Origin of the sequence: Clostridium sp. E02 (assembly GCF_003833015.1) — a bacterium.
In the GTDB taxonomy this organism is placed as follows: Bacteria; Bacillota; Clostridia; order Lachnospirales; family Lachnospiraceae; genus Lacrimispora.
In genome coordinates this window covers 124,357-140,747 of record NZ_RJLQ01000010.1, presented here as the reverse complement: position 1 = coordinate 140,747, position 16,391 = coordinate 124,357, and the positions used below count along the sequence as shown (strand labels likewise).

Annotated in this window: 16 protein-coding genes; 12 read left to right on the top strand and 4 right to left on the bottom strand. The window is 39.3% G+C overall.

Features of this window, described 5'->3' with window-relative positions:
• Position 1: 1 nt before the first annotated feature.
• Positions 2 to 964, bottom strand: a complete 963-nt coding sequence (locus EFT72_RS09455) for an aromatic acid exporter family protein (protein WP_124066673.1) — start codon at positions 962 to 964, stop codon at positions 2 to 4.
• Between the two features lie 152 nt (positions 965 to 1,116).
• A complete protein-coding gene (locus EFT72_RS09450; RefSeq protein ID WP_124066672.1) occupies positions 1,117 to 2,922 on the bottom strand; it encodes an oleate hydratase in 1,806 nt (601 codons plus the stop codon).
• Between the two features lie 395 nt (positions 2,923 to 3,317).
• On the opposite strand from EFT72_RS09450, the gene aroE reads away from it, so the two are divergent.
• From aroE to EFT72_RS09420, 6 genes are all read left to right on the top strand, one after another.
• Positions 3,318 to 4,187, top strand: coding sequence for a shikimate dehydrogenase (gene aroE, locus EFT72_RS09445; protein WP_124066671.1), 870 nt, complete (start codon positions 3,318 to 3,320; stop codon positions 4,185 to 4,187).
• Positions 4,188 to 4,291: 104 nt separating this feature from the next.
• Complete coding sequence (locus EFT72_RS09440) at positions 4,292 to 5,167, top strand: pyridoxamine 5'-phosphate oxidase family protein (protein ID WP_124066670.1); 876 nt, start codon at positions 4,292 to 4,294, stop codon at positions 5,165 to 5,167.
• Positions 5,168 to 5,217: 50 nt separating this feature from the next.
• On the top strand, positions 5,218 to 5,454 hold the full coding sequence (locus EFT72_RS09435; protein ID WP_124066669.1) for a permease of phosphate ABC transporter: 237 nt from the start codon (positions 5,218 to 5,220) through the stop codon (positions 5,452 to 5,454).
• Positions 5,455 to 5,644: 190 nt separating this feature from the next.
• Positions 5,645 to 6,739 carry a glycerol dehydrogenase gene (locus EFT72_RS09430; protein ID WP_347561864.1) on the top strand — a complete coding sequence of 365 codons (1,095 nt, stop codon included), beginning with the start codon at positions 5,645 to 5,647 and terminating at the stop codon, positions 6,737 to 6,739.
• Positions 6,740 to 6,941: 202 nt separating this feature from the next.
• On the top strand, positions 6,942 to 7,130 hold the full coding sequence (locus EFT72_RS09425; RefSeq protein WP_124066667.1) for a ferredoxin: 189 nt from the start codon (positions 6,942 to 6,944) through the stop codon (positions 7,128 to 7,130).
• A gap of 650 nt (positions 7,131 to 7,780) precedes the next feature.
• Positions 7,781 to 9,457, top strand: a complete 1,677-nt coding sequence (locus EFT72_RS09420) for a methyl-accepting chemotaxis protein (RefSeq protein ID WP_124066666.1) — start codon at positions 7,781 to 7,783, stop codon at positions 9,455 to 9,457.
• 47 nt (positions 9,458 to 9,504) lie between these two features.
• Here EFT72_RS09420 and EFT72_RS09415 read toward each other — a convergent pair whose 3' ends face one another.
• Positions 9,505 to 9,897 (bottom strand): pyridoxamine 5'-phosphate oxidase family protein, encoded by a 393-nt coding sequence (locus EFT72_RS09415; protein WP_124066665.1) that lies wholly within the window; start codon positions 9,895 to 9,897, stop codon positions 9,505 to 9,507.
• 118 nt (positions 9,898 to 10,015) lie between these two features.
• On the opposite strand from EFT72_RS09415, the gene EFT72_RS09410 reads away from it, so the two are divergent.
• The 4 genes from EFT72_RS09410 (at position 10,016) to EFT72_RS09395 (ending at position 13,107) form a co-directional block, all read left to right on the top strand.
• Complete coding sequence (locus tag EFT72_RS09410; protein WP_124066664.1) at positions 10,016 to 10,396, top strand: helix-turn-helix domain-containing protein; 381 nt, start codon at positions 10,016 to 10,018, stop codon at positions 10,394 to 10,396.
• Positions 10,383 to 10,931: a shikimate kinase gene (locus EFT72_RS09405; RefSeq protein WP_124066663.1), complete on the top strand. Its 549-nt coding sequence runs from the start codon at positions 10,383 to 10,385 to the stop codon at positions 10,929 to 10,931. The genes EFT72_RS09410 and EFT72_RS09405 overlap by 14 nt, the downstream gene beginning before the upstream one ends.
• A gap of 136 nt (positions 10,932 to 11,067) precedes the next feature.
• Positions 11,068 to 12,453, top strand: a complete 1,386-nt coding sequence (locus tag EFT72_RS09400; RefSeq protein ID WP_124066662.1) for a sulfite exporter TauE/SafE family protein — start codon at positions 11,068 to 11,070, stop codon at positions 12,451 to 12,453.
• Positions 12,454 to 12,591: 138 nt separating this feature from the next.
• Positions 12,592 to 13,107, top strand: coding sequence for a DUF2318 domain-containing protein (locus EFT72_RS09395; RefSeq protein ID WP_124066661.1), 516 nt, complete (start codon positions 12,592 to 12,594; stop codon positions 13,105 to 13,107).
• A 4-nt stretch (positions 13,108 to 13,111) separates the two neighbouring features.
• Here EFT72_RS09395 and EFT72_RS09390 read toward each other — a convergent pair whose 3' ends face one another.
• Positions 13,112 to 13,474: a helix-turn-helix domain-containing protein gene (locus EFT72_RS09390; protein ID WP_124066660.1), complete on the bottom strand. Its 363-nt coding sequence runs from the start codon at positions 13,472 to 13,474 to the stop codon at positions 13,112 to 13,114.
• Positions 13,475 to 13,616: 142 nt separating this feature from the next.
• On the opposite strand from EFT72_RS09390, the gene EFT72_RS09385 reads away from it, so the two are divergent.
• Positions 13,617 to 16,088, top strand: coding sequence for a heavy metal translocating P-type ATPase (locus EFT72_RS09385; RefSeq protein ID WP_124066659.1), 2,472 nt, complete (start codon positions 13,617 to 13,619; stop codon positions 16,086 to 16,088).
• A 24-nt stretch (positions 16,089 to 16,112) separates the two neighbouring features.
• Complete coding sequence (copZ, locus tag EFT72_RS09380) at positions 16,113 to 16,319, top strand: copper chaperone CopZ (protein ID WP_124066658.1); 207 nt, start codon at positions 16,113 to 16,115, stop codon at positions 16,317 to 16,319.
• The last annotated feature ends 72 nt before the right edge of the window (positions 16,320 to 16,391 follow it).

Sequence of the window (16,391 nt, the reverse complement as noted above, 5' to 3'; positions counted from 1 at the left end):
ATTATTTTTTGTTGCTCAACATAAACTCACGTTTGATCATAAGCAGTCGTTTTAGTTGCTTCAAAATATAAAAAAGAATGGCTCTTGCTTCAAATTCTTCCCGGTTAGCAGGGAGTTCGTGTTGCTTTAAATCCATAAGCAGTCGGTCTAGTTCTTTTAAAAGATCTTCTACTGTGTTATTTCTGTGATAGTCCATCTGGATTCGTTCTAAAAGAGCGGCTACTTCTTTTGCCTGACTGGGAAGACAGGAGATACTTTTAATATTGTCATATAATTCAAAAAGCACTTCACTTTGTTGTTGCCGCATCTGAATATAATCCACCTCATACGGGTCTTTTTTAAACAGAGCATTGTTATAATTGGTCAGAGCACAAGCTTGTGCTTTTTTTAAGCTGGTTTGCAGCAAATCAAAACAGTCGGGTTCGTACCCGGCCTTGTCTTGAAACAAAAGCCAGTGGGACATTCGGTTTAGGATGCGTTTAATCTGCTGATCCACATGGTCAGAAAGCTTTTTGAACGCATTCGTTCTTCGCCTAAGATGCATATTGATGAGCACACCTACCGTGGTTCCAATGAAAAACAGAGCAATCTCATTGCCGACTAAGGATAGGGAGAACGATTGTTCTGTTAAAAAATGAGTAATCAAAACGGAATCCATGGCAATCGCTTCCCCCCAGTCAGCGTAGAGACAAAGGAGGGAAAATAAAAGCAGGTAACAAGCAAATGAAAAAAGTGTATAGCCAAGAAGATGAAACAGAGTTGCCGATAGAATGAGTGCGCATAAAAAAGCCAGTGTCCGGTTGCGGGCACTGTTTAACGTTTCTTTTTTCGTATTCTGAATGCTTAAGACAGTGATAATTCCGGCAGTTGCGGAATACTTTAATCCCAGTTCCCCGGCAATTGCGATGGAGAGTACGGCGGCAATTGCTATCTTTATGCTTTTTATTACCGTATCTTTGTTCATATCTCTTCCTTTCTTTCCAAACGGAATATCAATTTATTTAGTAGTAGTATACTATGAATCATAAATAAAATCTATCGAAAGCGAGTGATACAAATGGAGCGGTTGCACTAATTTCTTAGAACAACCGCTCCAGACTTAATCTGTTTGCTTTATTATTTACTTGTTTTTGCCTCTGGGTGAAGCACGGACTTTTTAAGGGCTACTGTTTTGTCTCTTCCAAGGTACATTTTATAATAGGGAGGATAAGAATTTAGCATACTCACCGCCATATGTTTCATCTGTTTCTCGTTTAGCGATTTAATCGCCGGGATATCATCTTCAGTAAGTTCTTCTTCAGTGGTTTTTCCGGCAAATTTTTTCAGACGCTCAACCGTATATCGGATGTCGTATTTAGATGGATATACTTCCAATATATCTTTTTCTATTCCGGTTAGTTTATAAATGGCTTCTAAAGCGGTACGAACGGACATCTCTACGGTAAACACCACATCCTCTGGGATCTCAACATACTGTCCAAGGAAGCCAATGTTCGTGCAGCCGTCAGGGACATTCTTTGGACGATCCGTCTCTTTACGGGGCATAAACTGACTGGTTATATAAGGCATCATACAAGTCGAAATATAGGAATGAGCAAGTACTTCATCTTTGATATCAAGCATATTCAAATGATACAAAAGTTCTGTCATAATCTCATCTCCAGTGCATTCATGCATTGGTTTTTTGATATAATTACCAATATTCTCGCCGTAACAACCGTATCCCCACATCACTTGTTCATCCTCTTTTTGGTCAAGGAAGAACGGATTGTGATGGAGTTCAAAGGACATATCCCAGTTCGAGTCTAAGATGGTAACAGCGCCACCGGTTCCAGCCTTGCTTCCACTCATCTTTTCAATTCGGCTTACCAGTTCTGGATAACCTTTAATGGTCGGCATGAAAGAGACCCATTTTGTTTTGTCAATATGACCGATAAATTTTTCGGGATGACCAAACTTTTCATGTTTCTTTGCTAGATTCTGCCAAAGAGTAAAGGCTCCAAGATCTTTCGTATCACGGTTTAAGGGAGCAACTGTCTTATTATCACCGAATGCACTGTTGGTCGTCATAGAACCGTTTGTAACTAAAATAAGGTCTTTTTGATCCATGGAAATCACAGAATCTTTGCCGCCTTGTTTTAGATGAATGGATTTTGCTGTATTGCAGGCATCGTCCATCTCTAGATCATGCACCCAACAGCCATAACTTGTTTTTACACCCTTATCGGTAAGCCATTTCATAAGAGGGTGGATCATGGAATCATACTCACAATATTTTGTATGTATGATACCCTCAAGATACTCATGACGAACTTCAAGAGCGAAACGTTGGAAATAACGCTGGCACTCCAATGCACTGTGATAAGTTTTAAATGCAAGACAACTGTGGAAGTTTATCCAGCAGCTGCTCATAAAGAAAGATTCATCAAAAAAATCTGAGATTGTTTTATCTTCTAATGCAGATTCTGGAAGACTTAAAAAACGTTGCATGTCAGCCATATCTTTTGGAGAAAAACGATAATCATGTACCCTGTTGTATATCTCACCTTGATTTACAATTACCCGATACTCGGAATGGATGGGTTCTTCCCGATTGAAATCTACAATGTCATCAAGTACCGTCCGTCCTTCATTCTCGAGTGACGGGATCTTACTGTACAGATACCAAAGACATTCCATGTACGGCTCCATCTCTCGTTCCCCACGGCACAGGTATCCGAATTCATTTCGCATACCATCCATACTGCCACCGACATCATTATGTTTTTCTAGTATCGTAATGTTTTCACCAGGCATACCAGCGTCATCCACTAGAAAAGCTGCTGCTGCCAAACCAGCAAGTCCACCACCTACGATATATGCGTTTCTACTTGCCATTCCCTCAGGTTTATGAGGGTGATACATTGTTGAATAAATATTCATAATGTTATCTCCTTATAAGATTAATTTATAGTTACATGTCTTATTAATAGTTCAATTATAAGACTGATTATTTTTATTTGAAATAGACAGAAACGGTAACCTGTCAAAATAATTCACAATTTATTAGAACTGTATAGTAAAAATCCCTAAGTTAGAGACTAATTGCTACCACTAATTTGCAATTACGAACCGCTTGTGCTTATGTAATTGCAAAATTCTTTCTGTAGCAATTGGACCTTTACTCGAAGAAGTATTCGCTTTACGACCAGGAAAAAATAGAATGGGAACGAAAGTAAGTGGCCCCGTTTGTGGGATAAATGATTGACAAGCCAACAAAAGCAGTGTATCTTATCCGTAATACAGTGATTCCAAAAAGGACAAAGGAGAATGAAACGATGGAAATGAGAATTTCAGGAAAGACAGGTTTAATGGGACTGATCGGATCTCCAGTTGGACATTCGGGATCTCCGGCTATGTATAATTACAGTTTCAAGAAGCTGGGATTGGATTATGCATACCTTGCTTTTGATATAGGGGTAGATGAGGTGAAACAGGCCATAGATGCCATGAAAACATTGCGCATGAGAGGGTGCAATGTAACGATGCCATGTAAAAATGAAGTGGCAAACTATATGGACGAATTGTCTCCGGCTGCCCGTATCATTGGTGCTGTTAATACCATTGTAAATGAAGATGGAAAGCTTGTTGGTCACATTACAGATGGACAAGGATTTGTAGATAATCTCTGGGATTATGGAGTCGAGATCGCTGGTAAAAAAATCACAATTTGTGGCGGAGGTGGTGCTGCAACAGCCATACAGGTCCAATGTGCATTGGAAGGGGTCGGTGAAATCTCTATCTTTAATATAAAGGATGCATTTTTTGAACGAACACAATTGACGGCTGAAAAGATCAGACAGGAACGACCTGACTGTATTGTTCATGTCTTTGACATTGCTGATATGGAAAAGATGAAAGAAGAGATGGCTTCGAGTGATATATTTGCAAACGCCACTATCGTAGGGATGAAGCCTATGGATCAGGAAAGCGTTGTAAAAGATCCTTCCATGTTCCGTAAAGATCTCGTGGTGGTGGATGCGGTATATAATCCCAAGGAGACGAAGCTGTTAAAGGAAGCAAAGGAAGCGGGATGCACCTGTATCAGTGGTCAGGGAATGTTAGTTTGGCAGGGGGCAGCAGCATTTCAATTGTATACGGGACAAAAAATGCCAGTGGAAGATGTAAAGAAATTATTCTTTCAATAATCCACTCCTTTTGGCTGATCGTTTCAATTCTAAAGGGTATAACTTGGGCATAGAATCATAAAGTACCATATGAATTTTAACGAAATAGGCGGAAGGAGAGTAATATGAAAAACACTTTGGTTTTATATGAAACAAAGTATGGATTTACTGAGATGGTATCCAAGGATGCTGCGATGGTATTGGGGCCTGCAACTTGTATGAAAATGACAAATCTGCCCCGATTTGATCAGTATTTTAACTTTGTTTTGCTCTGTTTTCCCATCTATACGGAACAACCGGACCCTAGTGTAATCCAATGGGTAAATAATCATAGGGAATGGCTGAAACAAAGTAAGGTGGCACTTTTGTGCACTTGCTTAGAGACTAAATTATTTAAAACTTACTTAAATTCGGTTAGTCATATACTTGGAGATTGTGTGGTTTATCAAAATGGAATCGCTTCTAAAGATTGCTATAAAAAAGAAGAAGCAATAAACACACTCTTTCAAATAAAAAGGATAAAGGATCAGCCGGATCAGAACTTAGAACGAAAGAAATTACTTCCATTATGTGAAGATTTTCTAATGAATCATAACACTTGTGTACTATCAACGGGAATCGGCATGAGAGTTCGTTCCACACCAGTGGAATATCGGTATCAAAATGGATTTATCTATATTTATAGTGAAGGCGGAGAAAAATTTGCCAATTTACTCCTGAATTCAAGTAGTTCCATTGGGATCTTTAATGAATTCCAGGGAATGAACCAACTCCGAGGGATGCAAATAACAGGAAATGCAAAGATTATGGAATACGGTAGTGCTGCATACCGATCTTCTTTAAAACTTAGGGATCTTGATTTTGATAAGGTGGAGAAAATGCCCTTTCCCCTTCATATCATACAAATCAAAATCATTCAAATAGAGTTTTTATGGTCTGGTTTTTCACAAATGGGCGTAGATATCAAACAGATACTTCGTTTTGACTCATTGCCAGTTTAATATTTGATCAAAAGCGCATACTAAAGGAAAATGGTTTAAGGAGGCTGAAAATGAAATCAATGATTGAGTGTGCGGATCAGTATATTAGGCAATGCAGAGGAAAGGATTTTGTGCTGTTAAAAATATGTCTGTGTGCAATTGGAATTATAATTGGACTTATGATTCCTGAAAAAAAGAGGAAGTGGCCTCTTGCGGCGGCAGGATGCGTCTTTGTTTTTAGCTACATCCTACTTATGACGGAATTTGTTAAGATCTATATGGAAGGAAAATACAGTAAATTGATTTAGTTCAAAAAGAGAACGCTTTCTGGCGTTTTCTTTTTTTGAAGAATAAAAAGTTGGAAAAATGGTAGAAAACAAACAGGACAATAAGTATATTTGAACTGATTACACACTTCGTTAAAATCTTGACATTTGCGATGAAAAAGAGTATATTTGACAGTATTGGAAAAAAATCTACATCAAAGAGGAGATTATTATGCTTAAATTAATGAGATCACCATCAAAATATGTTCAAGGACAAGGTGCACTTTTTCAGGTCTATGAGGAAACGAAAAGTCTTGGGAAATCGTTTTTATTTATCTGTAGTAACAGTGGATATAAAAACTGCCATGAAAAAATAGAGAAAAGCTTTGAGGGAAAAGATGCAAAACTGAAATTTGAAGTGTTCGGAGGAATTAGTTCGGTTGGTGAAGTGGAAAAGATGCAGAAGATTGTACATGAAAACGACATTGAATGTGTAGTTGCCGTAGGAGGGGGATCTGCCATTGATACAGCAAAAGCCACCGCTTATTATGAAAATCTGCCTGTAGTCATCATTCCTTCTGTTGTGGCTACCGATGCTCCTTGTACTGGGTTATCGGTAATCTATAATAACGATGGAAGTTTTTCAAACTATATTTTCTATCCTAAGAATCCAGATGCAGTTATCGTAGATTCGGACGTGATCGCTCACGCACCAGTCAAGTTCTTGATTGCCGGAATGGGGGACGCACTTGGAACTTACTTTGAAGCAAGGGCCTGTGAAAAAGCAAAGGCTCCAAGCCTTGAGAATGGTGGAATTACTAAAAGTGCCATGGCGCTGTGCAAACTTTGTTATGATACGCTTTTAAAAGACGGTTATCAGGCATTAAAAGCCTGCGAGAATAAGGTTGTTACTCCAGCTTTGGAAGCGATTATAGAAGCCAATACCTATCTAAGCGGTGTTGGAGCAGATAATGGAGGATTGGCTGTTTCTCATTCCGTCTATAATGGATTTACAGCATTGGAGGAATGTGAAAAAACCATGCATGGTTCCATTGTCGCATTTGGTACCATCGCACAGCTAATCCTAGAGGATGCGAAAGAAGAGGAACTGAATGCAGTTCTTGATTTTTGTATCCGTGTAGGACTTCCAGTAACCTTAAAGGAAATTGGTGTAACGGAAAAAGAAAGAGTTCATATTGCAGCAGAACAGGCTTGTGCAGACGGAGAAAGCATACACAATATGATTGGAGATGTCACCAAAGATCAATTATATGATGCGTTGATCGTTGCCGATGTACTTGGGCAGGAATTATTAAGCAGAAGATAAAAATACATAAGAAAGTAATAGCCGGAATTCCGATACGATGAAAAGGGATTCCGGCTTTTTTTCGTCTTGTTATTGGAAAATCAATATTAAACCTGTAGGATTAAAAGAATTTTTATAAAATGGATAAAATGGAAGAATATTACCAATACTAAACATGCCGATTGGGTCAAAAAATGGGTTGAAAACAGAAAGGAGTTATAAAATGAAAGCAACAGTTGACAAAGATGGTTGTATTGAGTGTGGATTATGTGCTTCTACATGTCCAGAGGTATTTAAAATGGGAGAAGACGGTCCTGCAGAAGTGATTGTAGATAAAGTACCAGAATCTGCCGAAGAATCTGCAGTGGAAAGCCAAGAAGGCTGCCCCGTATCTGTTATTACAGTAGAATAATTATATAACGCACCTCTTTCTGATCAAAACAATCAGTGAGAGGTGCATTTTTTCGAAAATATAAACATGCAAAAATAGAATTATAATGCTGTTATCTGATTATGTAGTCGATGAATTGAAGTTGAAAAATAAAAAAGAGTAAATTTTACATATGGTGTTACATGCAATTGAATGGTTGAAAAGTGAGTGAATAAGTCGCGGTATATTTAATACTGCGGTTACAATTTTCTTTATATTTCGACAATATTAATTATACATCCCCCATCTATTAATTGTCAATTATGAAGTAAATGAAATAATATCTATATTAAATAGAAGATTTAAATAAATTGATTAGTATATTTGTGGATCAAAATCTTGTATACTCTAAAATCGCCGTCTAAATTATGGTCATATAATAAAGGAAAGCTTAGATTTTTTGCCCGTAAATTCAAAATTATATTGAATAAAAGCAAAATAGATAATAATATTTTAGCCGTCAATATTTTCGTCAAACACATATTTTGTCTCTAAAATATAAGGATTTAAACAAAAACCGCAGTATTAAATATACTGCGTAATAACGGAATTATAATTGCCGGGAAGATTAGGAGGTATGAACGAAATTATTGTTTCATTTTAAGAGTACAAAAGATTAAAGGGAGGAAATAATGAAGAATTTTAAGGATTTCAGTATTGAAAAGAAATTAATGGCCGCATTTTTAAGTCTGACTCTAGTCATGATTCTGATTGGAGGGGCTGGGATTGGAGGATTAATAAGAATCGATCGTCTGGACACCTATCTATTTGAAAAGCAGACAAAACCGTTTGAAGATATGATCGAGGCCATCGAAAGTCTTTACCAATTCCGTGTTGATTCGCGAGGTATGGTTATCTATTCAGGAGATAAAGAAAAATTAGATAATTTGGAAAAAAGCTTCGAATTACAGAAAGAAAAATTTTTAACGAGTACGACAAAATACCGCGAGTCCATGAATAACGACCAATCTAAGGCATTACTTGATGAAACGATAGATTTGTTTAATCAGTCCTTTGTACCGGCGATAGAAAGATGTCTAGATGAAGCCAAGAAAGGAAATCAAGATAAAGCATTTGCAGAGCTGATCGTGGAAACAGATAATATTCAGAAAATGTTTGATAATTTTGATGTTTTAATCGATAATCGTATCATTTCTGCAAATAGTACAATACATATCAATACCGTCACTTCCATAGTTTTAATTAGTCTATTGGTTTTTTTACTGGTACTTGGTACTGGGGCAAGTATTTATATGGGAATTAAGATTTCACGTCAGATCAGTGCTCCCATTAAAGTGGTGGTAGATGCTGCAGATCGAATCGCAGCAGGCGACATGGACGTGGAGCTAGGGGAGATTGATTCCAAAGATGAAACGGGACAACTTGCACAAGCTTTTACCCGAATGGTATCTAGCATTGAAGAATTGATTCATGCAGCGGATCGAATTAGCAGTGGGGACTTTACCCAGGAAATCCCTTTGCGTTCGGAACATGATCTGCTGGGATTAGCTTTACAAAAAATAGAACTGGATTTGAACAATTCCCTTACTACCATCCAAATTGCTGCTGAACAGGTCAATGCGGGATCTTCTCAGGTTTCTGCAGCCGCACAAGCACTGGCATCTGGTACCACAGAACAAGCAGCAACCATAGAAGAGCTGAACGCTTCGGTAACCAGTGTGGCTAAAAAAGCGGAGCTGAATGCGGAGAATGTAAAGAATGCGGCACTGCATGTGGAAGCTGCAGGTAAGGGAGTGACGGAAGGCAATTTACATATGCAAAAGTTGAACGAAGCGATGAAAGAAATCGGAATTTCCTCGGAAAAGATATCAAACATTACCAGGGTGATTGAAGACATTGCATTCCAGACAAACATTCTGGCATTAAATGCTGCGGTTGAGTCAGCCCGTGCCGGAGAAGCGGGAAAGGGATTTGCTGTGGTAGCGGATGAAGTTAGAAACCTTGCAGGGAAGTCAGCCGAAGCCGCCAAACAGACAGCAGATTTAATTAAAAGCTCGGTAAGTCGTGTTGCAGAAGGAGAACAACTGGCAGAAGAAACCACCAAAGTTTTATTGGAGGTTGAGAAAAAAGCAGAACTGGTTGGCAAATCCATTGAGTCCATTAATCTTGCGTCTACCGAGCAGGCAGGTGTGATTCAACAGATCAGTGATGGTCTGGAGCAAATCTCTGCCGTTGTACAAACCAATGCAGCCACAGCAGAAGAATGTTCTTCTTCCAGCGAAGAACTTGCGGCTCAGGCACTTACGTTAAATCGGGAAGTGAGTCAGTTTCAATTAGGAACCAAATAAGAAAGAATAAAAGTACGGCTGTCATTTGGCAGCCGTTATTTGGTGTTTTAGAAATGAATAACTTTTGGTTCTTCTGTGAAGGAGAAAATAGTTGCAGTTGCGTTCTTTAAATACAAAACTTCGAATTTTCCATCATCCAATGCGTATAAATTTGTCAATGATTGGTTGTCATCTAACATCGCTTTCTTAGCTTCTCTGCGCGTATCGGAAATTGCTTCTCCTTCCAGTCGGATCCAGGTGTCCTTGTTCATGGCAGAGATTTCAATCTTTGCATTCTTTTTCATCTGGTCAAATACTTTTTTTTGATTGCTGGTTGTGATATAAAGTTTTCCTTCAAATTCACAGACCGCACCAAAGGGACGTACACGGGGCTGATCCCCTTCTGTTGTTGCAAGATAAAACGTACCGCACTCTTTTAGATATGTAAGGATTTCATTCATTCTAGTTGCTCCTTTTCTTGAAACATGTTATAATTTGCTGACGAGACTATTATATATCATAGAATACATTTGTAAACTACGATATTTTATGATACCTAGTGTCAAGGAGGATACTACTATGGAGAAGAAAGATTTGTTTGGTTTATGTCCTTATGTTACCTCTCAGAAAGTACTTTCAGGAAAATGGTCCCTATTTATCCTATATCTATTAAGCGAAGGTCCCATCCGTTTTAACGAATTACGTCGTAAGATGCCAGAAGAAATTACCCATACAACCCTCTCAAGACAATTGAAAATGCTAGAAGAGGAAGGGTTGGTTATTCGAAAAGAATTTTCTCAAATCCCACCGAAAGTGGAATATTCCTTAAGCGAAATTGGACTCAAGTTTGAAAAAGTACTGATCGTTTTAGGAGAATGGGGCAATGAATACATTGATTTTTTAAAAGGAAAGCATTTAGAAGCGGATAACAGGATGGAGGGAATCGATGAGAGAGCATAACCAAGTATTTGATTATAATATTGCACTAATTGGCTTTATGGGAACAGGAAAGAGTACCATATCCAGATATTTAAAAGAAATGTTAGCAATGGATGAAGTGGATGTAGATGCAATGATTGTCAGGGATCAGAACATGCAAATCAAAGATATTTTTTCCACGTATGGGGAGGAGTATTTTCGTAACTGTGAAAGCAGTGCCATTATAAGCCTTCAAACCCATCGACAGTTCATCATATCCTGCGGGGGTGGTGCAGTGATACGGGAAGAGAATGTGAAAAACTTAAAAAAAAGCAGTCGAATTGTTTTACTATCAGCAAGCCCCGAGACCATACTAGAACGAGTAAGAGACTGTGAGGATCGTCCTATTTTGAACGGAAACATGAATGTGGAATTTATCAAGGAACTCATGGCTAAGCGGTTGAAGTACTATCATAATGCGGCGGATGTGATCATTGATACGGATCAAAAAGACGTGAAACAGGTATGCGAAGAGCTTATAAAATCGTTAATTAAATTTGACCGAGAACATAGTTAAACCAATAGAATCAAAATATAGTGAAAAGAGTCTGACTTGTCAGGCTTTTTTTCGTGTCAGGAAAATTTAACGTTTACACAACTTCTACATATTGTCCTGTTATTCTAATGATCAGAAAAGGAAAAGGAGGCTTGAAATGGGGTCTGCAATCAGAACCAAACGGTTAGATATCGGGAAAATGACATGTATTAGCTGCCAAAATAAAATTGAAAAGAAGCTTCGCAATACAGCAGGCATTGAAGGGGCTGATGTTAGTTATAGTACAGGAACGGCCTTTGTTACATTTGATACGGATATCATCTCTTATAAAAGCATTGTTGGATTAATAGAGGCCATGGATTATGAGGTACTTACGAACCAGGATCGTAAACTTAGAAATCTTAGACAGGTCATTGGAATGTTAATTATGATTCTCTCCCTTTTTCTATTAGTGGAACAGTCTGGTCTTCTCAATCTGCTGGTACCTGGAAAGCTTGCAGATGCAACTATGGGTTATGGTATGCTGTTTTTCATCGGGCTGATCACATCCGTTCACTGCGTAGCCATGTGCGGAGGAATTAATCTTTCCCAGTGTATCCCTAAAAGTGAAGATGAGGGGATTCCAAAAGGATGGTTTTCAACCATAAGACCCACGTTCCTTTATAACATGGGACGGGTGATTTCCTATACAGCAGTTGGTTTTTTGGTAGGAGCGCTGGGATCTGTTGTAACATTTTCTAACACGCTTCAGGGAGTTTTAAAACTTGCGGCAGGACTATTTATGGTTATCATGGGGATTAACATGCTGGGAATGTTTCCCTGGCTGCGCAAACTCAATCCCAGAGTGCCAGCGATCGTTGCAAAAAGAATTGATCTGGAAAAGTCAAAGAGCAGCTCTCCATTTTTAGTGGGTCTGCTAAATGGGCTCATGCCTTGCGGACCACTTCAGGCAATGCAACTCTATGCACTGTCCACAGGTAACCCATTTTCGGGAGCATTCTCTATGTTTTTATTCAGTCTGGGTACGGTTCCCCTTATGTTCGGTCTGGGAGCACTCTCTACCGTTCTAGGGAAAAGGTTCTCTCAAAAAGTCATGATGGCAGGTGCAGTATTAGTGGTTGTTCTGGGTATGTCTATGTTTTCACAAGGATTAAGTTTATCTGGGATTCAACCGTCTAGTTTTCTTCCAAATATCATAAATAACGGAGCAGAAAACCAGGAGAATAAAGAACAGGTTACCATAAAAGATGGAGTTCAGATTGTAAAAAGCACCCTCTCTTCAGGCAGATATCCAAACATAAATGTACAGGCAAACATACCAGTCAAATGGATCATCGATGCACCGCAGGGCAGTATCAATGGCTGCAACAACCGAATGTTAATTCGGGATCTTGGGATTGAATATTCGTTTCAGACAGGAGAAAACATCATAGAATTTAATCCCGGATCGCCTGGAAAGATATCTTATAGTTGCTGGATGGGAATGATACGTGGTTCCATCTATGTTTCCGAAGAAGGAGTTACAAACACGGCAAAGGACTAACTCTAGAAAGGAGAGAAGCAAAATGGAATTATTATTAAGTCACTGGCACTGTATTTTACCCATTTTAGGGATCGGTTTTGCCATGTTTTTTATGAGAGGGAAAGAAAAAGAATAACAAAAATCAGGAGGATTATAGTTATGATAGATCGTAATACAAAAAAGACAAGTAAGTGGTTCATTCTTAGGACTGGAGTTCTAATACTTCTTACTGTTTCCTTAGTAAGCGCTTGTGGTTTTGGAAAGAAAACACAGGAAGCCGAAGGAAAGCAAGCAGTTTCTTCAGAAGAGGATCTCGTACTATCTGTAAATGATATTTCGAATACTGTTTCATTTTATCCAGTTGACGTAGACGGTACGCAGATGGAGGTATTAGCGGTAAAAGCTCCCGATGGGACCATCCGAACGGCATTTAATACTTGTCAGGTATGTTATGATTCTGGCAGGGGATATTATAAGCAAGAAGGAGATGTTTTGGTTTGCCAAAACTGTGGAAATCGTTTTGCTATGGATCGGGTGGAAGTAGAAGCAGGAGGATGCAATCCATGGCCAATTTTTGATAAAAGCAAGACCGTGACAGAAGAATCCATCACGATCTCATCCGAATTTTTAAAAGAATCCAAACAAATATTTGAAAACTGGAAAACTTCATATTAAATGATTAATTTGGAAATGTCATGGAACAGCTTACCGCCATACCATTTTGGGCTAAGTAATCTGCACCCCATTGATACATGGTTTCTAAAATTGGGCGTATGCTATAACCTAGTTCTGAAAGCTGATATTCCACTTTTGGGGGAACAACTGGATAGACAGTACGGATAAGTAACTGGTCTTTCTCCAGTTCTCGAAGCTGTTGAGTCAGCATCTTTGGGGTTGCCTGGGGAATCAGTGTACGAAGTTCTCCAAACCGAAGAGTTTTATGAATCAAATGCCATAAAATCAACGCTTTGTACTTCCCACCGATCATACTTAATGTGGTATCCACTGGACAGTGATAAGAACCGCTGCAATCGCATTTCATAAGAAAAACCTCCTTTGGTATCTTTTTGGGTACTATGTAACAAAAAAGTGCATACTTGCAAATTTCGTAATAACTGCCATAATAATATCATGAGTAATAAAAAACTTCAAGAGAGGTCAGAAGAAAAGAGAGAGGTGAAAAAATGGAAAATAAAACATTAAGTATTCGCGGTATGACCTGTGCCGCTTGTGCTCAAAGGATAGAGAAGAAAGTGAAGAAGCTTTCAGGAATGGATCAGGCAAGTGTAAACCTGGCAACGGAAAAACTGTTTGTGGAATATGATGAGGATTCACTGGCTCTCTCAGACATCAAAGAAGCCGTTGCAAAAATCGGATACGAAGTGGTGGAAAAATCAGAAAACACTAATGTTAACATACCAATCGCAGGGATGACCTGTGCCGCTTGTGCAAAACGGATTGAAAAAACCGTAGGAAAGCTCCCTGGAGTAGAACGTGCTTCTGTTAATTTTGCCACAGAAAAAGCAACGGTGATCTATGATCCTGGTCAAGTCCGTATGTCTGCGATTCGGGCAGCGATTGAAAAGATCGGGTATCAGGCATTGGAGATAAATAGGTCCGATGCAGCAGATGAGGACAGAGAACGCAAACAGAAAGAGATACGGACACTTTGGACTAAATTTATTGTATCTGCCATATTTTCTCTTCCATTGCTTTACTTTGCCATGGCACCCATGATCACTTTTATCCATCTTCCGTTTCCTGCTTTTCTGGAGCCAATGAAATATCCCATGCGGTTTGCACTGACACAATTGGGGTTGGTAATTCCTGTAATTGCAGTGGGATATAAATTTTATACCATAGGCTTTAAGTCTCTGTTTCAGGGAAGTCCAAACATGGATTCTTTGATTGCGATTGGAACAACAGCTGCTGTGGCTTTTAGTATCTATAATACATTCCAGATCGCAGCAGGACACCATATGGCAGTAGATTCTTTGTATTTTGAATCCGCTGGTGTTATTATCACCCTGATTCTTCTTGGAAAGTCTTTGGAAGCTGTTTCCAAGGGGAAAACAAGTGAAGCGATTAAGAAACTCATGGGACTTGCGCCAAAGACGGCCATTATTTTAATGGACGGAGTGGAAAAGGAGATTTCCATTGATGAAGTGGAGATCGGAGATATCATTCTTGTAAAACCAGGGGATAAAATTCCCGTGGATGGAGTGGTACTTGGTGGTCATACTTCCATTGACGAGTCCATGCTGACAGGTGAAAGCATGCCCGTGGATAAAACGGAGGGAGATCCAGTTTACGCTGCTTCTATTAATACAACAGGAACCATACAGTTTAAAGCGGAAAAAATAGGAAGTGATACGGCACTTGCACAGATCATCAAACTTGTAGAAGATGCTCAGGGATCTAAGGCACCCATTGCTCAGTTGGCAGATGTTGTATCCGGATACTTTGTCCCAGTGGTCTGCGTGATTGCTCTGGTTTCCGGTATTGCCTGGTACATCGGAACGGCAGGTGATCTAAAGTTTGCATTAACGATTTTTATCTCTGTATTGGTTATCGCTTGTCCTTGTGCACTAGGGCTTGCGACTCCTACTGCCATCATGGTGGGAACAGGAAAAGGCGCGGAATATGGAATCTTGATAAAAGGTGGAGAAGCACTTGAAACTGCCCATAAGATACAAACCATTGTATTTGACAAAACAGGTACGATTACCGAAGGAAAACCAACCGTAACCGATGTCTTATCGGTTACCATGGATCGTGATACACTTTTAAATCTCACGGCTTCGGCAGAAAAGGGATCTGAGCATCCTTTAGGTCAGGCAATTGTTCGCGGAGCAAAAGAGAAAGGGCTGTCTCTTATGGAGGCAGAACATTTTATGTCCCTTACGGGGCGTGGCATTGAGGCTAGAATTGATGGAAAAGACATATTGGCAGGAAACCGGAAATTAATGGAAGAAAAAAACATTTTGATGACGGGTATGGAAGAGAGATCAGATCGTCTGGCAGAAGAAGGAAAAACCCCTATGTTTGTGGCTGTTGACGGGAAACTGGCAGGGATTGTAGCAGTTGCAGATGTGGTGAAAGAGTCTAGCCGGGAAGCCATTGAACGTCTTCATAAGATGGGAATCCAGGTAGCAATGATCACTGGTGATAATAAAAAGACTGCCAATGCCATCGCAAAGCAAGTAGGAATTGACCGGGTTCTTTCAGAAGTTCTTCCCAAAGATAAATCCAATGAGGTAAAAAAACTGCAGACAGGCGGGCAAAAAGTTGCTATGGTAGGAGATGGAATCAACGATGCACCTGCTCTTGCACAGGCAGATATCGGAATCGCCATTGGCTCAGGCACAGATGTTGCTATGGAATCTGCGGACATTGTCCTTATGCGGTCTGATTTGATGGATGTACCAACCGCCATTAATCTTAGTAAGCACACCATCCGCAACATTAAGGAAAATCTTTTCTGGGCATTTGGTTATAATGTGATTGGAATTCCCATTGCGGCGGGAATTTTACATCTGCTGTTTCATGGACCTCTTCTTAATCCCATGTTTGCAGCAGCGGCCATGAGTTTAAGCTCAGTTTCCGTTTTGACCAATGCATTACGATTAAAACGATTGAAACCATCAAAAATGTAAAAAATATTATATGGAGGAATTAAAATGACTAAAACAACAATAAATGTAGACGGAATGGCATGTGAACACTGTGTAAACGCGATTACCAAAGCCGTGGGAGCGTTAACCGGTGTATCGGATGTTAAAGTAGACTTAGAGGCAAAAACAGTAACGGTTGATCATGAGCTTTCAGAGGCTTCCGTAGAAAAAATTAAAGAAGAAATCGAAGATCAGGGATATGATGTAATTTAATAATAACAGACGGGAATCGCTTTTTTTGCGGTTCCCGCTTTTGCTAACTTCATAAGCAATATGGAGGTGACA